Consider the following 19,398-nt stretch of genomic DNA (forward strand, 5'->3'; position numbering starts at 1 on the left):
GCGCCAGCCTTCGTTTCAGCCCAGCACGCGAGCTGCGTCGGCGGCGATGACACACTCTTCGTCGGTGGCGATCACCAGGGCCAGCAGGGCGCTGTCGTGGCTGCTGATCCGGGCCTCGTGCCGATCGTTGGCGCGAGCGTCCAGGCGCATGCCCAGCCAGTCCAGCGCCTCGCACACCCCGGCCCGCACCCGCGCCGAGTGCTCGCCGATGCCGGCCGTGAACACCAGCGCATCGAGCCCGCCGAGTGCCGCCGCCAGCGAGCCGATCTCGCGGACGATGCGATAGACAAACACATCGATGGCCAGCCGGGCCGCAGCGGCGGGCGATTCGCTCAATCGTTGCAGATCGCCGGACAAGCCCGACAGGCCGAGCAATCCCGATTGCTGGTAGAGCAGATCCTGCACCTGATCGGCAGTCATGCCACGTTCCTGCAGCAGATACAGAATCACGCCCGGATCCAGAGCGCCGCAGCGGCTGGCCATGGGTAGGCCATCGAGCGCACTGAAACCCATGCTGCTGGCGACGCTGACGCCGCCCTTGAGCGCGCACAGACTGGCCCCGGAACCCAGATGCAGCACGATGGTGCGGCCTTCGGCGGCGCGCCGATCGTGATCCTTCAACACGCCCGCGACATAGGCATAGGACAGACCGTGAAAGCCGAAACGACGCACGCCAGCCTGGTGCAGCGCCTCGGGCAGCGCGTAACGCTGCACCACTTCGCTGTTGCTGCGGTGGAAGGCGGTATCGAAGCTGGCCACCTGGGGCAGCGCAGGATGACGCTCGGCGATGCGCTCGATGGCCGCCAGATTGTGCGGCTGGTGCAAGGGCGCCAGCGGCACCAGTTCGCGCAACTCAGCCATTACCGATGAACTCAGCAGCACTGGTTCAGCATGGGCCATGCCGCCGTGGACCACCCGATGGCCTACCGCCGTGATGGTTTGCGCGCCGGCCGACTCGGCCAGCCAGTCGAGCACATAGTCCAGCGCGGCCGCCTGTGACAGACCCGTGCTTTGTTCGAGCCTGCGCTCGCACAGGCTCCGACCCTGATCGTCGTGTACCTTGAAATGCGGCCGCTGCGACAGCGAACTGATCTGTCCGCGCAGGCGCACGGCCGGAGGTTTCGAGGCACCCTCATACAGCCCGAACTTGAGGCTGGAGGAGCCCGCGTTCAGCACCAGGACATGGCCTTCCATGCGTGCTCAACCCCTTGCCGGGTCACCCTGGACGGCCTTGGCCAACTGCAGCTGTCTGTAACGGGTGACCAAGGCTGCAATGGCCGACGACGCCAGCCGCGTTTCCAGACTGTCAGCGCGGCTGGTCAGAATGATCGGCACCCGGGCGCCGACGACAATGCCTGCCGCATCGGCGTCGGCCATGAAGCTCAGGCTCTTGGCCAGCATGTTGCCGGCTTCCAGATCGGGCGCGATCAGGATATCGGCACGGCCAGCCACCGGCGAATCGATCTCCTTGATCCGGGCTGCATTGAGATTGACGGCATTGTCCAGCGCCAGCGGACCATCGAGCAGGCCGCCGGTGATCTGGCCGCGATCGGCCATCTTGCACAAGGCCGCCGCGTCCAGGGTCGACTGGATCTTGGGGTTGACCGATTCGGTCGCCGACAGGATGGCCACCAGGGGCTCGTGGTTGCCCAGCGCGTGGGCCAGATCGATGGCGTTCTGGACGATGTCGACCTTTTCAGCCAGCGTCGGGAAGATGTTGACCGCGGCGTCGGAAATGATGACCACCCGATCCAGCACCGGCACGTCCATGACAAAACAATGGCTGATCCGGCGCTCGGTACGCAAGCCGCCATCGCGCGAGACCACCACCTCCAGCAACTCGTTGGTATGCAGGCTGCCCTTCATCAGCATGCGCGCCTGACCTTCGCGCACCAGCTCGGCACTCTTTGCCGCCGAGGCATGGCTGTGCGGCGTGTCGATCAGCGCCAGCTTGCTGATATCCAGATCGGACTCGCGGGCGACCGCCTCGATGCGCTGTCTTGGCCCCACGAGTATCGGCACGATCAGATTGAGTTCGCCGGCCCGCACCGCGCCAGCCAGAGAACTGGCATTGCAGGGATGCACGATGGCGCAGGGTTCTGCTGTGAGATCGCTGCAGTAGTCGATCAGCGCCCGGTATTTTTCGTGTTTGGGTTGGTTCATGGCAGCTCGTAAAGGTGGGGAAAACACGGATACGGGGCACGGGGCACGGGGCACGGGAAAGGCCAAGGGGTTCGGGCTCTTGTGGGTCCAGACTTGTCTGGACGCTGCTCGCTCCGGCCTGGCAGAAGCGTCCGGACAAGTCCGGGCCCACAAAAGCTCTCTCGCACTCTCGCAACAGTGACGCCAAAGAGCCCCGGTGAGCCGCTGCGCGGCACATCGGGCTACGCTTCCCCCCAGCCCGTGCGGAGAGCGTCCGGACAAGTCCGGACCCACAAAAGCTCTGCCACGCCCTCGTGCAAGCCTCTCACAGCCGAATGACATAGGTCTTGCGCGTGGTCACTCGCACTTCCCAGCTGCCGCGGAAGCCCGGGCGGATCACGAAGCAGTCGCCAGCCTTCAGGTGGGTCGATCCGGCGCCGTCCTCGTGCAGCACCGATTCGCCGGACAGGATCTGGCAGAACTCCCATTCATCGTAGTGGATGCGCCAGTGGCCAGGTGTGGATTCCCAGATGCCGGCGTACAGACCACCGCTCGCCTCATCGAAATTCCAGGTCCGAAATTGCGGGTTGCCGGCAATGATCCGCTCCGGCGGAGGCGCGCTCAGTTCGGGTTGCAGGCTGTCGACATCGAAGATCACCAGATCGCTCATGCGGCTGTGTTCCATGACCCTGTTGGTGCCAGAGGATGGCCGCGAGGCGCGGGCGGCACAAGCGCGTTCCCGTCTGCACGCCGCTTCTCGTTGAATTGAGGGCGAGAGGGCACGAGGGCACGAGGGCACGCAAAGGCAGTGTAGACGCAGGCTTTTGATCTTGCGTGCCCTCGTGCCCTCTCGCCCTCGTGCCCTCTCGCCCTCGTGCCCTCGTGCCCCACGCCGCTACCCCAATCACACCTGTGAAGATCGGCTTGCGCTAACCTTAACTCCGAACTTTCTTGCGCGAGATGCCACTGTGAGCCGATGGATGCTTGTAATACTGCTGAGCGCAGTTGTGGCCGTGTCCGCCCACGCCTCGCCGCAAGCACCGGTTCCCGCCCACGCCACACCCTGTGTTGCCGGGTTGGCGGAAGGTTATCCCTGCTCCAACGTCAATCTCGCCGCGCACATCACGCTGGCACAACTCGGCGGCAGCTCAGGCAACGACAGCTGGGGCTGGACCGATCCGGACACCGGCAAGGAATACGCCCTGATGGGGCTCAACAACGGCACCGCCTTTGTTGATATCAGCGATCCTGAATTCCCGATCCGTCTGGGCGTGTTGCCCACCCACAGTGGCAACTCCTCGTGGCGCGACATCAAGACCCGCGGCTATTACGCCTTCATCGTCTCAGAGGCCACCAGCCACGGCATGCAGGTCTTCGATCTGCGCCGATTGCGCAGCGTTGCCAATCCGCCCACCACCTTCACCGAAGATGCCCACTACAACCAGTTCGGGCGTGCCCACAACATCGTCATCAACACCGATTCGGGCTTTGCCTATGCGGTGGGATCACGCCAGGGCACGCAACAATGCAATGCCGGACTGCACGCCATCGATATCCGCGCGCCGCTGACACCCACCTTCGCCGGCTGTTTCGGCAGCGACGGCTACACCCATGACGCCCAGTGCGTGAACTATTCCGGTCCGGACGCCAACTACATCGGCCGAGAGATCTGCCTCGCCGCCAACGAAGACACCATTACCATCGTCGACGTCACCAACAAGAACGCGCCGGTGCAGATCTCGCGCACCGGCTACAGCGGCAGCTCGTACACCCATCAGGGCTGGCTGACCGACGACGCCCGCTATTTCCTGGTCAACGACGAGATCGACGAGATCGATTTCGGCCACAACACCCGCACCTATGTCTTTGACGTCAGCGATCTGGACGCGCCGCAACTGCACATGACCTACACCGCGGCCGTGGCGGCGACCGACCACAATCTCTACGTCAAGGGCCGCTACGCCTATCTGTCCAACTACCTCTCGGGCTTGCGCATCCTCGATCTGGCGCAGATCGACGGCGGCACCATTACCGAAGCGGCGTACTTCGACACCCACCCCGAGAGCAACGCCTCCGGCACCAGTGGCGCCTGGAGCATCTATCCCTATTTCGCCAGCGGCACCGTTATCCTGAGCGACATCAGCAATGGTCTGTTCGTGCTGGAGCCGAATCTGTGCACCGGGCCCGACGCCGTCACTGGCCTCAGTGCCACGGCCGCCGGCGATCAGCAGATCGCGCTGAACTGGGCTCCGGGTGAAGCCGGCGCGAGCTTCGAGGTCTACCGGTCCATCGATGGCTGCGGCGGCCCGGAAACCCAGATTGCTGAAGGACTCACCAGCAACAGCCTGATCGACTCGCCAGTCTCTGGCGGCATCAGCTACGGCTACCGTGTGCGCCAGCGCAGCGCCGATCAACGCTGCGTGTCCGAGTTCTCCACCTGCCAGGCTGCGCAGACCACCGGGCTGTGTACTGCGCCACCCAGTTTCGCCGGCATCGCCAGTGCCCAGTCGGCTGGCAGCAGCAGTTGCGCGATTGATCTGGCCTGGCCCGGCGGCAGCGCTCGCTGCAACGGACCGGTGACGTATACCGTCGAGCGTTCATCCGGCACCGAGTTCAATGCCGCGCAATCGAGTACGCTGGTTGCCGGCCTCAGTGGCCTTGTATTTTCCGATACCACCGCCGCCTACGACACACCCTATGCCTACCGCGTCCAGGCCGTGGATGCCGGCAAGGGCAGCGGCGACAACAACCCGGTGTTCCTCAGCACCAGCGCAACCGGGCCGCTCGTCGATGGCCAGTTTGTCAGCGGCGCGGAACTGGGCCAGCCTATTCTCAATACCACCGGTGCGCAGCGTCATGTCGGCTGGGAAGTGGTCAGCGATGTGGCCTTCAGCGGCAGCCGCAGCTACTACTCCACCTACCCCAACGGCAACTGCCTGGCCATGTACAGCCCTGCCCTGACCATCACCCCGGGCCAGAGCGCCACCCTCAGTTTCCAGACCCGCTACGACATCGAGAGCGGCTGGGACGCCGGCCTGGTGGAGATTTCGACCGACGGCGGCAGCAACTGGCAGGTGATCAGTCCGGTGGGCGGATATCCGGCTGCGATGAACAATTCCAACAGCAGCGACGCCTGCGGTTTCCCCAACAGCCAACCGGCCTTCACCGGCTCCAACCTGAACTGGAATCCGGTCAACTTCGACCTGTCGGCCTACAGCGGCACGATTCAGCTGCGCTGGCGCTTCTCCACCGACGCCAATACCGGTGGCCAGGGCTGGTGGGTGGATGATGTGGCCGTCAATCACGTCCAGGCGCCGGGCCAGTGCACGGCGGTGTCCGCGAGCGTATTTGCCAACGGCTTCGAATAGCCCTCAGCGACCATTTCCTCGGAAGCCGGTGCCGAATCCGGGCCGGGGCGAGCCAGGATCGGTGTCAAGGCGCTCAGCCACCTGCGGCGTGCCCCCAAGGCGCGGCTGGTACGCCAATCGCCCGACGCAGGGTGGAAGCCCTCGCCTTGGGGAACTGCGACCTTGATCCAGACACCGGGACAGAGTCGGGCGGCTGGATAGAATCCGGCTTGCAGCATGATGCTGTTGGTGACTCCAGGCTCGGACCCCGAACATGAACGCCCCACTGGTCAACCGATTCCGCGTGAAGATGCTCTGGGGCATGGGCGCTCTGCTGGGCGTGCAGTTGATCGGCACGCTGGGCTACAAGCTGCTGGGCGGGCCCGGGTACTCGTGGTTCGACTGCTTCTACATGACCTTCATCACCACCACCACCATCGGCTACGACGAGATCATCGATCTGTCGCACATCAGCGGCGGTCGCATGTTCACCGTGTTCATTGGCGCGGCCGGACTGGGCAGCCTGTGGTTTCTGTTCTCGACCCTGACGGTCTGGATACTGGAAAGCGACATCAATCTGGCCTTGCGGAGAAAGCGCATGGAACAAGCGATCAAGAAGCTGAAAGGGCACTACATCGTTTGCGGATACGGTCGCGTGGGCCGCAATGTCGCCCTGGAACTGGAAGCGACTCATCGTCGGTACGTGGTCATCGACGAGAGCATGCCGATCCTGCGCGAGCACAAGGACAAGGAACCCACCCTGCTCTATGTGCACGGGGATGCCAGCGACGAGGATCTGTTGCTGGCGGCCAATATTGCATCCGCCAAGGGCGTGTTTGCCGTCACCGGAGACGATAGCCGCAACCTGATGATCACCCTCACGGCGCGTCAGCTCAATGCATCGCTACGCGTGGTGGCGCGCTGCCACGACATACGCAACGAAAGAAAGCTGCGCAAGGCCGGAGCCGATGCCATCGTCTCACCGGACTTCACGGGTGGCCTGCGCATCGCCACGGCCATGGTTCGACCCAATGTGCAGACCTTTCTGGATGAAATGCTGCGCAGCGAGCAAAAACTCCGGATGGAGGAAGTACGACTGGGCGAGCACTTCCAGGCGCAGCCATTGGCCGACCTGAATCTGCAGGGTCGCGAGTTTGTGCTGCTGGCAGTGCGACAAGGTCAGCAATGGATCTTCAATCCGCCCGGCGAACACAAACTGGAGCCGGGGAACACGTTGATCGTCATGGCTTCGCCAGTCGGGGTGCAAGCCCTGGAGGCGCTCCTGAACGAGCAAGGCGGCTGACACGCCGATCGGCGCAATCGCCCCAGGCGTGCGAGCCGGCCGGCGCTGAACCGGCGTTCGAATACCTGGCAGCCGTACACTCTGCCGGTGCCGCGTGGCCACCGATTCGCCTTGCGCTGCGACGGAATCGCGGCATCTGCACGCGCAGGTGTGAGAATTGCGGGCTAGACTCGGGCGCCTGATTCGAGACCTGATTGCATTCATGTGGTTGGCCATCAAGCGCGAGTTGCGCGACCTGCTGTCCCTGTGGCTGGTTCCGGGTCTGGCCGCGGTGCTGCCCTGGCGCTGGTGCCTGCGCCTTTACTGGCGTCTGGCCGCGAGTCCGCTGCTGATGCGCGAGGAGGTGGCGGGCAGTCGGGGCGGTCGCGAGATGCTGGGACTGCCCCGACATGATGAACAGTTCGACCGGCGCTTCCGTTTCGGCTTTCTGCTGGAACATGCAGATGTGTTTCGCGCCCTTGGGCGGGGCTGGCGTGGGCTCGCTGCCACGATGCCGCTACAGGGCTCCATGGCAGCCGACCGCAACGGTGGCTTGTGCTACTTCTTCAACTTCAACCAGGGCCTGCCGGCACTGGCCACCTTGCGTGCGGCCGGATTCCAGGTCCATCTGGTGTATCGCTCGCTGGAATCGCGCCCCCCGGGCGTGGGCCTGGCTCGCTACGCCTACATGCGCCTGCGCCTGCACATGGTCGCCGTGGTCTGCGGCAATCGCGGCATCGGCACCGGCGGCGCGCGCGAGCGTATAGCCCAGACCATCGCGGCCGGCGGACTGGTCTGCGTGGCAGCCGACACGCCGCCGCGCCCCAATACCGGCCTGGTCAGCGTACGCTTTCCGGGCGAGCGCCAGGCCTGGTGGCGCAGCGGCATTCTCAAGCTGGCGCTGCAAACAGAAGGACCTCGTCGCTGTTTCGATGTGCGCCTGGACTGGAATACCCGTCAGCGTGCGCTGGAATTGATCGATCTACCCGACTCCCAGGATCTGGGTGCCCTGGTGGATATCCTCAACGACCGATTCCTGTCGGCGCTGGAACGCCAGCCTGAACTGTGGTTCTACTGGCCGGCGCCGCAGGGCTTCTTCCTGTTCCCGGAAGGCGCTCGTCTGGACTGATTCCCTGAGGCGAGTTCGCTCCCCGGCCGCGGCTGATGACCTCGATCAATCCCGCGGCGGCGCAACTCGGAGTAGGCTGTGACGACCATCTGAGCCGGGAGCATCACCGATGCTTGACCTGAAGACTGCAATGCCTGTGCTGGCGCGGCACGAGGGTATCTGGGAGGGGCACTACCGCTATCTGGACGCCGCCGGCCATCTGGTCGACGAGCACGATTCGCGTCTCATCTGCCGGCTGCCCGAATCCGGCCCCTACCCCTATCACCAGACCAACATCTACCGCTGGGCCAATGGTCGCTCGGAAACACGCGACTTCCCGGCGGTTTGGCGCGATGGCCGCTTGCATTGGGACAGCGGCCAGATCCACGGCTGGGCAGTCGAGGCCCCCGAGGATCGCCACCATCGGACGCTGCTGCTGTCGTGGTTGCGCCGGGACATGCCGGATTCCTATCTGTACGAGATGGTCCAGATCTCCGATTGCGGCCAGTACCGCTCACGCATGTGGCAGTGGATCCAGGCCGGCCGCGTGCGCCTGCGCACCCTGATCGACGAGGTCTTGGTCAGCCGTGCGTGGCAGGGGCATTGAGGCTATGGGGATCGCGCGACGGCGGTCGCGACACGAACTTGCTCTCACCAAACATGCGCTACCTCATTGATTCCTAGGCCATAAATAGAAGGGGCAAGGGGCAGGGGGCAGAGGTCCAACCTCGACGCATGATCTGACCGTGCCGCGACGTTGGTCCCCTGCCCCCCGCTCCCTGCCCCCTGTTTGATGCAGGAATAGGCGCACCGCCAGATGCAACCGGAACCAGTCCATAGATTGCGCTACTGAATCAGATTGACCTGGGTCGTCGCGGTGCTGGTCACCAGTCCGAAATGTCCGAGCACGAAGGTCACGGTGCCGGTTTCATTGGGAACCGTGGACGAATGCACGCCGCCCACGGTACAGAAGCCGGTGGAACAGACGATCTGGTCACTCCAGGACTTGATCGAATAGGAGCGCGCGCCGAAGACCTGGCCCTGCAGGCTGTTGACGAAGGGGCTGCCCACCGACAGGCCCCAGGCGCCGCAGGTACTGCTCCAGACATTGTAGGGATAGCTGCCGCAACTCCAGAGGCCGCGAAAAGCCCCGGCGATGCCCACGAAGGTCTGCACCGAGCCCGCAAGGCCCAGCTTGCTGATCTCGCGCGCCGCCAGTGTGGCGCCCATCGAGTGGCCGATGACGTCGATCTTGCCGGTGCAGGAACTGGCCTTGGCCTGGGTCAAGGCATTGGCCACCGGCGTTTCCTCACTGCCATAGTGATCGTTGCAGGCCGCGCAGTAGGCGCTGCCCCAGCTGGGCCTATAGATCTGGTTGCTGGCATAGCCGCGAGCGCGCAACTCATTGTAGGTGTTGTCGAAATCGGCTGGGCTGCCGGTGTTGCCATGCACCAGAACCACATTGTCTGCACAGATGGCTGTCGCTGCGCTGGCATAGACCAGACCAATACCGAAGATCAGACTCACTGACATGCGTGCGTTCATTCCACCCTCCCCGGTGCTGAACAATCCGGGCCGGTCGGCCCGGGTGACCACAGAGTGCCGTCAGCGGACAGGTGTCCACCAGTGGTCATTGGTACAGCTGGGAGCCAGGGCCGGATGCCGTCGATCCCGGATCTGGAGCAGCTCCAGTTTGGCAATCTGAACGCCGGCTTTCCGGTTCGGATACAGCGTTGCCAGTGCTGATTGCAGGATCGAATTCAGCGATATGCTGCGCGCTCCTGGAGCCAGCTCATGACCCATCCCTGCCTGCGTTGCGGCGCTTGTTGTGCCACTTATCTCGTTGCCATGTACTGGAGCGAAGCCGAAGCGCTCGGCATAGATCCGGATCTGACAGAAAAGCTCGATCCCCTGAGGGTATCCATGCGCATGGACCCGGCCGATCGTGGCCGCTGCATAGCACTGGGCGGAACCGTTGGCACGGCCGCGCATTGCCGCATCTATCCGCAAAGACCAGGCCCCTGCCGGGAAGTCGAAGCCTCGTGGGAGCATGGACGCGCCAGCGATCAATGCGATCGCGCCCGCATTCGTCACGGCCTGCCAGTGCTGACACCCGCCGACTGGGTGCCGGCATCCGCGTTGGCTACGCCCGCCCCTGCGGCAACGTCACTGACAGACGCGCCGGCAATGCCCGAATGGGGCGATCCCATGATCCAGGGGCCGGAAGGGCACTGCTAGTCGAGTAGCTAAGCCTTTACAGGCTTTCGCCCTCACAGATCCGGACGGGCGGATTTCCCGCATCCGGCTCTTCCAAGCAGGTAACCCGGCGAGACCGGGAGCCAATCATCCGGGTGGGTGATGCGGGGAGTCGGCAGCGCGAAGTGAGTGTCGACCAGCGCCACCACGACGGGGAGACGAGACGTCTGACTGCGCTTCATCAGCACACTGATCCAGATCGCTCGCACCGCGGCGCGGAAACGCTTGAGCGCATCCATGTTGCCGCGCACGCCGTAGTACGCGTAGTGGCCTTTCAATTTGGCACTCAGTTCAGCCCACTGTGTGCGCAAGGGATCGTGCAGGTGCGCGCGGCACCACTCACGGGCGAGCGTCAGGCTGCGCCGGAAGCGCTTCGCCATCGTTTGACGTCGCACCAGATAGCGGCCCTGGCGATCCTGGCCGGCGATGTGCGTGAACCCGAGAAAGTCGAAACTCCCGGATTTGCCCCCGCCCGGCGGTGTGCGGCCGAAACCCAGCAAGCGGGTCTTGGCCACATTCATCTCCAGCCCGTAGCGCGCCAGACTCGTCTCCAGTACCGCTCGCAGCGCTACCGCATCCTCCTCATGCTCGAACATCAGGACTGCGTCATCGGCATAGCGCACCATGTACACCTCGCCGCGCGCCGCTGTCCGACGCCATTCCACCACCACCTCGTCCATCGCCTCATGCAGCACGATGTTCGCCAGTAGCGGGGAAATCGGCGCCCCTTGCGGCGTGCCGCACGTTTGCCGTGTCCGCTTGCCATCCTGCTCCACCACCCCGACCGTCAGCCATTTGTCGATCAGTCGCAACAGACTGCGATCGGTCACCCTGCGCCTGATTGCCTGTCGCAATGCCTCGTGCTCGATGCGATCGAAACACTGCTTCAGATCCAGGTCCAATACCCAGTTCACGCGTCCTTTCTGCAGCACCGTCTGCACCGCCTGCAAGGCCATATGCGCACTGCGCTGCGGCCTGAAGCCATAGCTCAGCCCTCGGAAGTCGGCTTCGAAAATGCTGTTCAGCACCTCGGTCACCGCGCCTTGTACGACCTTGTCCTCCACGCACCAGATCGATAACGGCCGGTCGCTGCCATCCGCTTTCTTGATCGTCGCGCGCTTCGCCGGCTGCGCTCGGTACTGACCCGTGCGCAGTCGCTCATGCAGTTGCTGCAGCCGTGCCGCCAATCCTTTTCCATAGCTGGCCTTGCTCTCGCCGTCGATGCCCTTTGCCGCGTCCGCCCGCAAGCCGCGGTAAGCACGCAACAACGAGCCCTCATCGAGCAAGTGGGCCAGCGACGTGAACTGCTCCTCCGGATGGGCTCGCGCCCTCTCCTGCACCCGCCGAAGTCTTGGGCAGATGGGTTCCCACCTCAGCGTGCGGCCCATCGTTCCCTCCCGCAGGATCCCTGCTCGGTGCCGCCCTTCGCTCCACCCACTCGCCAAACTGCGACTTCGCAGGCTTCATCACTACTACGACGACATCCGACTTCCCCATGCCATTGACCCCCCTGCACTCGGTTCTTGCCTTGTGCCGGGTGCCCACTTCCCTGTGGTGACACCGGGATCTCCTCTGTTCCACACCAATCCTGTACACCTCGATACGAGCCCATGCCCCCGGAAGGTCGATCTGGGTCAGGCATTTCGCCAGATCGTGTGGCCTGCGGAACTCGGGCGTAGCCCTCGGCACCTTCGACGATGAAATTTTCGGGGTTCAACCTCATACCTCTGTGTATTCCTGTCTACGCTTCGTACCCGCCGTTACCGGTCGCGCACGCAAGACTCGGTTACCACTGCCATGCCATTGGCTTCGTGGGTCGGCTTCATGCCAACTCGGATCGCGTGCAGCTTGCAGAGCGCACGCCCGCATTTCTCACACCTGCGCGAGCAGATGCCCCCAATCTACTAGTGAAAAAAGGGGATTCCGAGGCACGCACCAGTCACGGAGTGTTTGGCTGCATCTGCCCGCTTTGCGGACCTCGCTGGTTCTTTGCGACTATCGCAGCGTTGCTCCTCCTCGCAATGGAATCACCATTCCTCGTCGTCGCGCCTTGCGCTAGTCGCAAAGCCCTGCGCGACCCTCCGCAACAGGTGTGAGAAATGCGGGCTAGTCCCTGAAACTGGCATCAATACGATCCAGTTTCCGCAGCAAGGCCGGCCACGCCAGGGCGCCGCCCAGATTGCGGGTGACCTGCTGCGCCTGCTGCTGAGCCGTGGCCAGAATCTGCGGGTGCACCTGGACCAGTTCGCCACCGCCGGACTGAGCCCGGAGCTGGATGGCGCAGGTGGTCTCGAACAGATACATCGCCAGGAAGGCGTCGGCAATGGTCGGGCCCACGGTCAGCAAACCGTGATTGCGCAACATCAGGAAGGTGTTCGTACCCAAATCCGCCACCAGCCGCGGCTTCTCGTCATCGCGCAGGGCGACGCCCTCGTAGTCGTGATAACCCAGGCTGGAGAGCACGAAGATCGATTGCTGAGAGATCGGCAGCACACCGCCCTTCTGTGCCGACACGCCGATGCCGTTGACCGTGTGTGTGTGCAGCACGCAGCCGACATCGGTTCGTGCCGCGTGCACGGCACTGTGGATGGTGAATCCGGCGGGATTGACCGGGAACGGTGACTCACCGATCACTTCGCCGTTCAGATTGACCTTGACCAGGCTGGAGGCGGTGATCTCCTCGAACAGCGCACCGTAGGGATTGATCAGAAAGTGTTCGTCGGGGCCGGGCAACTTGGCCGAGATATGGGTGAACACCAGATCGGCCCAACCGTAGGCGGCCACCAGACGGTAGCAGGCCGCAAGATCGACACGCGCCTGCCATTCTTCGGCGCTGACCGCAGCGCGCACTTCGGGTCGGATCAATGGATTCATCTCGGCACTCCGGTGGGAACTGAGTTTCGAGTCTAACCGTAGCCGGCGCCCGGCGTGCCGAGCCAGAACCGGAAAAGAAAAACCCGGCGCTAGGCCGGGTTCTTCGTGACACACATGCTGCAATCGCGAGGCGATTACTGCACGTTCAGCTCCGTGCGACGATTACGAGCGCGGCCTTCGGCCGTGTCGTTGGTGTCGATCGGACGCGACTCACCATAGCCATTGACAGCGCTGATCTTGGCACCGGACACGCCGTGGCCGGTCAGATAGTCAGCAACCACCTTGGCGCGGCACTCCGACAGCTTCTGGTTGTACTGATCGGTACCGATGGCGTCGGTGTGACCCGCCACTTCAACGCGGATCTCGTTGCCGTTCAGCACGCGCACTGCCTCATCCAGAATGGCGATGGCGTCAGCACGCAGCGTGCACTTGTCGAAGTCGAAGTTCACGCCATTCAACGTGATCGACACCGGCAGGGGCTTGACCGGCGGCTCCGGCGGCTTCGGCGGCGGCGGCGGCGGCGGCGGCGGGGGCGGCGGCGGCGGCGGCGGCGGTGCTACCTTGCCACCGAAGTAGTGCGAGAAGCCCAAGGTCACGGTGGTATCCCAGAATCCGTCCCGGAAGGCGCCGCGGCTGAAATCGCTGTAGATCTGACCCACTTCGAAACGCAGGGCGCCCGAGTCGGTGATGTCCCACTCGAAACCCGCGATGGCGCCGGCGCGATAGCCGGAGTCATCGAAGTCACCGTCGAGTTCGTTCTTGCCGTAACCGGCCAGCACACCGAAGTACGGGTGGGCCATGTCCATGTCGAGCAGGTAGCGCACGGACACATCGATGCCGTTCTGCTTCCACTCGAAAGGCTCGTTGTCACCGTTGTTGCGATCGTACTTGTTGTACCGGAGCGTGCCTTCAACCGTCCAGTTGTCCTTGAACACGTATCCCGCACCCAGCGCTACCGCCAGACCATTGTCGGAGACCCGATCTTCGTCTGAGAAACCGTAACCAACCATGGGCGAGACGTACCACTGCCCAGCTTCCCGAGGTGCTGCCGAAGCAAGCATCGGAAGCGCGGCAGCCGCAGCGAGCGCGGCGCATAACAGCGTCTTCTTCATATCCGAAATCTCCAATTTTGATAACTCCAGCCCGGGCACCCTGCCGTGTAGCGCAGGGACAACGATCATTCCCCTCTGGCCCATTCATTATGCGCCATTTTCGCGCAATCGTTAGTGGTCAATGAACAGACTCGGCAGGGATACAGTCAGGTTTCGCCGCGGCACGCGCTGCCGCGGGCGTCACTATCGCCGATCTGGCGTGTCGAATTCGGCGCCTTGCGGGGGGTTGTACACATACTTTGTACACAGACGATGCGCCCGTGGAACTGGCACACGGGATAGACTTGAAGGAGGACGGGCCATCTGACCCGGGCAACAGACGGAAGCAAGGATTCCATGCATTGCACGCATCCAGAGCATGATCATGCCAGTGCCGATCTGCTGGGCAGCCTGGAAAAGGCCTGTGCGGAGAGGGGCTTGCGGCTGACCGAGATCCGGCGTCGGGTGTTCGAACTAGTGGCTGCAGACTCGCGCCCGGTGAAGGCCTACGACCTGCTGGAAAAGGTCGGCAGGCAGGGCTCCGGGCCGGCGGCTCCCCCCACCGTCTATCGTGCACTGGACTTCCTGATGCGCAATGGATTCGTGCATCGACTGGAGACCCTGAATGCCTACGTCCCGTGCCCGCACCCCGAGGCCACGGACCACGGCAGCCAGTTCCTGATTTGCGAGCAGTGCCAGGAGACGCTGGAACTGGACGCCGAGGGTGTCGCCGATCGTTTGCGCACGCAGGCCAAGGAACAAGGCTTCAAGCCGCACCGGCACACGATCGAGGTTTACGGACTCTGCGCACGATGCAGTCAGGCGCGCTGATACTGCTGTTGGCCTTGTGGAGTGCGCCACTGCTGGCGCAGGACAGTGCCATGGATGAAGCGCTGTCCGAAAGTGATGGCCTCGCCGCTCAATCGAACACAACAACCGCGCAACCCGAGGAACGCGCCGCAGACGAGGCCGACATGGCTCGGGAAACGGCTGCGATGCCGCCTGACCCGGCGCTGCGACTGCTGGGCGAACGGATCGAACCCGGCACCAAGGCCCGCCTGTTCTGGCGCTCCGGCGCCACCTTCCTCGGCGATTCGATGCAGGTTCCGATCAACGTCGTTCACGGCGTCAGACCCGGACCCGTCCTGTGCCTGACAGGCGCCATCCACGGTGACGAGTTGAACGGCGTTGAAGTCATCCGGCGGGTGCTGGGCTCGCTCGATCCAGAGGATCTGGTCGGTACCGTCATTGGCGTGCCGATCGTCAACATGGCGGGTTTCTCGCGCGGCTCTCGCTATCTTCCCGATCGTCGCGATCTGAACCGCTTCTTTCCCGGCAATGCCAATGGCAGCAGCGCCTCACGCATCGCCCGTGACTTCTTCGACCTGGTGGTGGTCCATTGCGATGCCCTGGTCGATTTTCATACCGGTTCCTTTGACCGCGCCAATCTGCCGCAGGTGCGCGGAGATCTTCGGTTGCCGCGGGTGGTCGACCTGACCCGGCGCTTCGGCGCCACGGCGGTGCTGCATACGCCCTCGGCCCGGGGAATGTTGCGGCGCGCAGCCACCGACGCCGGCATCTCGGCGGTGACCTTCGAACTTGGGGCCCCGGTGCGGCTGGAGCCCGCCGAGATCGAACACGGCGTGGCCGCGATCGAGACGCTGATGAACAATATGGGCATGACCCAGCGGGTGCGCCAATGGCGCGAGCCGCAGCCGATCTTCTACGAATCACGCTGGGTGCGGGTGGCGCGCCCGGGGATGCTGTTCTCCGATGTGCGCCTGGGTGACCGGGTGCGCCAGGGCCAACGGCTGGGGCGGGTCGTCAATCCGCTGAATGATGAGTCCAGTGAGTTGGTCTCGCCCGTCCGCGGGCGCGTGATCGGTATGGCGCTCAACCAGGTGGTGCTGCCCGGTTACGCCGCTTTTCATGTCGGAGAGGAGGCCACTGAAGCCAAGGTGGTGCGCGACGCCGAACGTGAACCTGCCGCGGTCGAGGAAGCCGAACGAATGGATGAAGGCGAACCCGCGGAAGCGACCGAGGGCTCGACCGAGCAGGTCGAGGAATACACACCGGACAGCGATGCTGACGTGCCCGAGTAAGCGGCCCAGCCACCAAACCCAAACTCACCCGCTTCACACGGTCTCGGTAGCTCGCTCCACCCAGGCGTCCAGCACCTGCTGCTGGGCATCGCTGATGTCGACGATTTTGCATCCGATCCAGTAGCTGTGCTCGGTGCGCGCTGCTTCACTCCAGAGGCACTGGATCCCGATTTCCATGCGTTGCACCTGTTGCTGTGCGTCCCGCAACTGGAACTGCACCTGGTAAAGGCAGCCATCGGGAACTTCGTGGGTGGTGATCAGCATCATGCCGTCCACCGAGAGGTTGCCGATACGACCCATCGACTCCCCGGTCATCGCATTGCTGATCACCAGGGCCTGCGAAACGCGTTTTCTGACTGACCTTCTCGCAACCATGGCTATGTCTGCCCCATCTTGTCGGCTGCATCGGGACTACCAGCGATGCCGGCACCTTTCAACACGGACATGATGCCTTTCCAGGCGCGGTCGATGAACGATTCGCGCGTGTCATCGATGACCTTGGCGTTGCCCCGCAGCACGTCACGCGCCAGCGTGTCGATCATCTTCTCTTCAGCGCGAACACCCCGTGCATTCAGGAACAGACAGCGGCCGGTGACCGGACTGAACCAGCAGAGTTTTCTGCGCACCTTTTCACCCTGCTGGTTCATGGTGAATTCGAACCAGGTGCCGAAGGGCAACTGACGGATCCGTTCGATCATCGCCTGTTCCTTCGGACCCACCGGCAGGCGCTCGGTCTTGTGCAGGCTCCGGAGTATCGAGGTACCGACACCGGGCTCTGCACCGGCACTGGCACTGGCACCGGCAGCGGCAGTTGCAGTCGCAGCGGGAACGGATTCTCCACCCAGCCTCGGAGTCTTCCCGATCAGTTCGGTGATCGCGTGGGTGGCCGCGGCCTGGTCCTGCTCGCTCGCCGACTCAATCAGCGCGCTGATGTCCGACCAGACCTTGGCGACGGCCTCGCCATGAAAGCCGACGGCGGAGAGGCCATCCTCAAGGCAAGGCCGGAGGGCTTCCAGCCGGTCTTCCTGCTCCTCGGGACGCACGCCCTCGGCGAAGACCGCCAGCAAATCATCGACCAGGGAAAGGCGCTCGCGCGTCTTCGGGTTGTCGACGCCCAGCCTCAGCAGAGACAGCGCCAGCGCATCTGCCCAGGCGTTCTCGAGCAAGGTCTTCACCGCCTCGGGCGGCTTGGCGTCGAACAAGCGCTGCTGAACGGCCTCCTGCGCGGCCGCCCGGGCCAACTCCAGCTTCTCCTTGCCCTTGGCGGCCTCAACGTGCCGGCGCTCTGCGACCTCGGCCTTCTTCTGCAGGCTTCCGAGATGGCGGGAGAGATCATCGAACAGATGCGAGAACACGCCGACGTCGTCGTCGTACTCCCTGACTACACGGTCCACGACCAGTTGCATCTTTTCGACAACCGGACGGTCGGCCTCATCATCTTCGATCCAGTAGGACGAGGTCTCGGCAATCGAGTTCAGCAGCTGCCGCGCGGAATGATCGCGGCGCGTGAAGAAACTCTTGTCTCCCAGAGCCACCTTCATCAGTGGCACCTGCAGCTTGCTCAACAAGCCATGGCTGGTGCTGTTGGGGCGATGCTCGGCCAACAAGTGATCGAAGAGCATGCCGACCAGATCGATGGTGTCTGAATCCTCCTCACGCAGTCTCGGCGCAGTACCTCCATTCAGCCCGCGCAGCTGACTCATGAGATCGCGCTTGATATGGCTGCTGGTCCGAGTGACCCAACGACCATCGACCATGACCGGCGCCGGCGCTTGGCTCTGCAGCACCGACAGCACCGACTGCACATCCTGGACCTCGGCCACAGGCCGCGCCTGGAGCGCAGCCGCCTCGGCCGCATTCGCGGGACCGCGGCGACCCGCCAGCAGTTCGCGCAGGGTGTCAAAGAACTGGGCATCGGCCGCCGGACTGCTGGGCGCCTGGGCTGGTCTCGGGCTGGTTTGGCCCTTGGCATCCGCATCGATGATCTGCTGAAAAGCGCGGGCAGCCGGGCTGTCATAGCTCGCCGTCGCCGACAACGCGGGCTCGGCAAGGGCATGATCAGCACCTGCCACTGCGGCAGTGCCCATCCCGATGGCAGGCTCAGCCGGCGTGGCGTCGTCAGGAGCTTGACCCAAGGCACCGTCGACGGGGTCGAACTTCGCAGCGCTCGCAGGTGTGGAATGCCCGGACGCGGCGGGAGCATCACCCATCCTGGCGGCGCGCGCCGGTCCTTGCTCGACCGCTTCGGATTGCGCCGGCAACCGTGTTTCGGCGCTGGACTCAGCGGTGGCGACATGCTCGGGCGGCTGCACACGATGCGCAGGCGTCCGAGCTCCAAGATGAAGATTGGGAAAGACCCGATGTTCGACCAGAAAGCCATTGAGCGCGTTGTACAAGCCCACAGGGTCCCTGAAGATGGCCTTGTCGATTCTCCTGAACAGCGCAATTCGGTGAAGCACCGGAATTTCGAACTTGCGCGCACCTTCAGCAATCGCAGCGCAGATCTTGTTCGGCCCCAGTGCCATCGCATCCATATCCATCGGCGCCCTGCCAACGATGACGGCCAGCCGGTATGACAACGCCTGGAGCGCATTGCTGGCGCGAATCTCCGCTCTGGCGGCAATCTCCGAGAGCGCCAGTTGTTGTTCCAGTTCAGCCGTGTCCACCAGGCTCAACTGGTCCTTGCCGACACCCCTCTTCTGGCTGGTCAGTGTGACTTCTTCAATCGATGGATCGACCAGACACAACAAGGTGCGTTGCACAGCGTCCCGACACGCCAGCGTGAAGGCACCGCGCTGCTTGCGCAATTCACGGTTGCTCTCCAGGAAGCGCTGCTGCTCGTTCGAGTTCATCACCCGTTCGGCCTGCGCAAACAGGTCGCGATCAAGATCATCGAGCGCCTTGCCCACGCCCTCCTCCAGCGTGGGCCAGGCAGTCTGGTACAGTCCTTCGAGCAGGCTGCGCACACGCGGCGGAATGTTCTTCTGCGTCAGTTTTGCGAAGGGCAGGAAATCTGCAGCAGGACTGGCGCTACGGCTCATGTTTTCCGCTCAGAGTATTGGCGAACTGCCTGATTGTACTGGGAGTTGACCCCGTCCGATCCATTCTGGCCGGCCTTGAACGCCAATTTTTGTTCGATACCGGCAAAAGTTGCGCTGAAATCAGCGGATATGGGCACTGACCGCTTGTCGGTCGG

16 protein-coding genes are annotated in these 19,398 nt (G+C 63.6%); 7 read left to right on the forward strand and 9 right to left on the reverse strand.

Going from position 1 to position 19,398, the window contains the following annotated elements; genetic code table 11:
* Positions 1–15: 15 nt before the first annotated feature.
* The 3 genes from H7A19_04970 to H7A19_04980 all read right to left on the reverse strand — a co-directional run bounded on the left by H7A19_04970 (position 16) and on the right by H7A19_04980 (position 2,812).
* On the reverse strand, positions 16–1,194 hold the full coding sequence (locus H7A19_04970) for an acetate/propionate family kinase (GenBank protein ID MCP5474174.1): 1,179 nt from the start codon (positions 1,192–1,194) through the stop codon (positions 16–18).
* A gap of 6 nt (positions 1,195–1,200) precedes the next feature.
* Positions 1,201–2,163 (reverse strand): phosphate acetyltransferase, encoded by a 963-nt coding sequence (locus H7A19_04975; GenBank protein ID MCP5474175.1) that lies wholly within the window; start codon positions 2,161–2,163, stop codon positions 1,201–1,203.
* A 304-nt stretch (positions 2,164–2,467) separates the two neighbouring features.
* Positions 2,468–2,812, reverse strand: a complete 345-nt coding sequence (locus H7A19_04980; GenBank protein MCP5474176.1) for a cupin domain-containing protein — start codon at positions 2,810–2,812, stop codon at positions 2,468–2,470.
* A gap of 310 nt (positions 2,813–3,122) precedes the next feature.
* Between H7A19_04980 and H7A19_04985 the strand changes: the two genes are divergently transcribed.
* The 4 genes from H7A19_04985 to H7A19_05000 all read left to right on the forward strand — a co-directional run bounded on the left by H7A19_04985 (position 3,123) and on the right by H7A19_05000 (position 8,486).
* Positions 3,123–5,510 (forward strand): choice-of-anchor B family protein, encoded by a 2,388-nt coding sequence (locus tag H7A19_04985; protein ID MCP5474177.1) that lies wholly within the window; start codon positions 3,123–3,125, stop codon positions 5,508–5,510.
* A 289-nt stretch (positions 5,511–5,799) separates the two neighbouring features.
* Positions 5,800–6,792 carry an NAD-binding protein gene (locus H7A19_04990; GenBank protein MCP5474178.1) on the forward strand — a complete coding sequence of 331 codons (993 nt, stop codon included), beginning with the start codon at positions 5,800–5,802 and terminating at the stop codon, positions 6,790–6,792.
* A gap of 202 nt (positions 6,793–6,994) precedes the next feature.
* Positions 6,995–7,900 (forward strand): hypothetical protein, encoded by a 906-nt coding sequence (locus H7A19_04995; protein MCP5474179.1) that lies wholly within the window; start codon positions 6,995–6,997, stop codon positions 7,898–7,900.
* A 130-nt stretch (positions 7,901–8,030) separates the two neighbouring features.
* Positions 8,031–8,486 (forward strand): DUF3598 domain-containing protein, encoded by a 456-nt coding sequence (locus H7A19_05000; protein ID MCP5474180.1) that lies wholly within the window; start codon positions 8,031–8,033, stop codon positions 8,484–8,486.
* Positions 8,487–8,725: 239 nt separating this feature from the next.
* Here the strand turns inward: H7A19_05000 and H7A19_05005 are convergent, their stop codons facing one another.
* A complete protein-coding gene (locus H7A19_05005; protein ID MCP5474181.1) occupies positions 8,726–9,412 on the reverse strand; it encodes an alpha/beta fold hydrolase in 687 nt (228 codons plus the stop codon).
* A 261-nt stretch (positions 9,413–9,673) separates the two neighbouring features.
* Between H7A19_05005 and H7A19_05010 the strand changes: the two genes are divergently transcribed.
* The gene (locus H7A19_05010) at positions 9,674–10,117 is read left to right on the forward strand and encodes a YkgJ family cysteine cluster protein (GenBank protein ID MCP5474182.1); all 444 of its coding nucleotides are present in this window, start codon (positions 9,674–9,676) and stop codon (positions 10,115–10,117) included.
* Positions 10,118–10,149: 32 nt separating this feature from the next.
* Here H7A19_05010 and ltrA read toward each other — a convergent pair whose 3' ends face one another.
* The 3 genes from ltrA to H7A19_05025 form a co-directional block, all read right to left on the reverse strand.
* The gene (ltrA, locus tag H7A19_05015) at positions 10,150–11,475 is read right to left on the reverse strand and encodes a group II intron reverse transcriptase/maturase (GenBank protein ID MCP5474183.1); all 1,326 of its coding nucleotides are present in this window, start codon (positions 11,473–11,475) and stop codon (positions 10,150–10,152) included.
* Between the two features lie 766 nt (positions 11,476–12,241).
* Positions 12,242–13,009 carry a class II aldolase/adducin family protein gene (locus H7A19_05020; GenBank protein MCP5474184.1) on the reverse strand — a complete coding sequence of 256 codons (768 nt, stop codon included), beginning with the start codon at positions 13,007–13,009 and terminating at the stop codon, positions 12,242–12,244.
* A gap of 134 nt (positions 13,010–13,143) precedes the next feature.
* Positions 13,144–13,698, reverse strand: coding sequence for an OmpA family protein (locus H7A19_05025; GenBank protein MCP5474185.1), 555 nt, complete (start codon positions 13,696–13,698; stop codon positions 13,144–13,146).
* A gap of 759 nt (positions 13,699–14,457) precedes the next feature.
* On the opposite strand from H7A19_05025, the gene H7A19_05030 reads away from it, so the two are divergent.
* On the forward strand, positions 14,458–14,931 hold the full coding sequence (locus tag H7A19_05030; protein ID MCP5474186.1) for a transcriptional repressor: 474 nt from the start codon (positions 14,458–14,460) through the stop codon (positions 14,929–14,931).
* Positions 14,913–16,202: a succinylglutamate desuccinylase/aspartoacylase family protein gene (locus tag H7A19_05035; protein MCP5474187.1), complete on the forward strand. Its 1,290-nt coding sequence runs from the start codon at positions 14,913–14,915 to the stop codon at positions 16,200–16,202. The genes H7A19_05030 and H7A19_05035 overlap by 19 nt, the downstream gene beginning before the upstream one ends.
* Positions 16,203–16,235: 33 nt before the next feature.
* Here H7A19_05035 and H7A19_05040 read toward each other — a convergent pair whose 3' ends face one another.
* Both H7A19_05040 and H7A19_05045 read right to left on the reverse strand, forming a co-directional pair.
* A complete protein-coding gene (locus H7A19_05040) occupies positions 16,236–16,532 on the reverse strand; it encodes a PilZ domain-containing protein (GenBank protein MCP5474188.1) in 297 nt (98 codons plus the stop codon).
* A gap of 47 nt (positions 16,533–16,579) precedes the next feature.
* Entirely contained in the window at positions 16,580–19,243 is a 2,664-nt protein-coding gene (locus H7A19_05045) for a DUF1631 domain-containing protein (GenBank protein MCP5474189.1), read from the reverse strand.
* Positions 19,244–19,398 lie beyond the last annotated feature (155 nt).

This window comes from Rhodanobacteraceae bacterium (genome assembly GCA_024234055.1).
Taxonomy (GTDB): domain Bacteria; phylum Pseudomonadota; class Gammaproteobacteria; order Xanthomonadales; family SZUA-5; genus JADKFD01.

What these genes read in the sequence shown, in the direction of transcription:
- H7A19_04970 (MCP5474174.1), bottom strand. Translation starts at nt 1,194, where the DNA reads ATGGAAGGCCATGTCCTGGTGCTGAACGCGGGCTCCTCCAGCCTCAAG.
- H7A19_04975 (MCP5474175.1), bottom strand. Translation starts at nt 2,163, where the DNA reads ATGAACCAACCCAAACACGAAAAATACCGGGCGCTGATCGACTACTGC.
- H7A19_04980 (MCP5474176.1), bottom strand. Translation starts at nt 2,812, where the DNA reads ATGAGCGATCTGGTGATCTTCGATGTCGACAGCCTGCAACCCGAACTG.
- H7A19_04985 (MCP5474177.1), top strand. Translation starts at nt 3,123, where the DNA reads ATGCTTGTAATACTGCTGAGCGCAGTTGTGGCCGTGTCCGCCCACGCC.
- H7A19_04990 (MCP5474178.1), top strand. Translation starts at nt 5,800, where the DNA reads ATGCTCTGGGGCATGGGCGCTCTGCTGGGCGTGCAGTTGATCGGCACG.
- H7A19_04995 (MCP5474179.1), top strand. Translation starts at nt 6,995, where the DNA reads ATGTGGTTGGCCATCAAGCGCGAGTTGCGCGACCTGCTGTCCCTGTGG.
- H7A19_05000 (MCP5474180.1), top strand. Translation starts at nt 8,031, where the DNA reads ATGCCTGTGCTGGCGCGGCACGAGGGTATCTGGGAGGGGCACTACCGC.
- H7A19_05005 (MCP5474181.1), bottom strand. Translation starts at nt 9,412, where the DNA reads ATGTCAGTGAGTCTGATCTTCGGTATTGGTCTGGTCTATGCCAGCGCA.
- H7A19_05010 (MCP5474182.1), top strand. Translation starts at nt 9,674, where the DNA reads ATGACCCATCCCTGCCTGCGTTGCGGCGCTTGTTGTGCCACTTATCTC.
- H7A19_05020 (MCP5474184.1), bottom strand. Translation starts at nt 13,009, where the DNA reads ATGAATCCATTGATCCGACCCGAAGTGCGCGCTGCGGTCAGCGCCGAA.
- H7A19_05030 (MCP5474186.1), top strand. Translation starts at nt 14,458, where the DNA reads ATGCATTGCACGCATCCAGAGCATGATCATGCCAGTGCCGATCTGCTG.
- H7A19_05035 (MCP5474187.1), top strand. Translation starts at nt 14,913, where the DNA reads ATGCAGTCAGGCGCGCTGATACTGCTGTTGGCCTTGTGGAGTGCGCCA.
- H7A19_05045 (MCP5474189.1), bottom strand. Translation starts at nt 19,243, where the DNA reads ATGAGCCGTAGCGCCAGTCCTGCTGCAGATTTCCTGCCCTTCGCAAAA.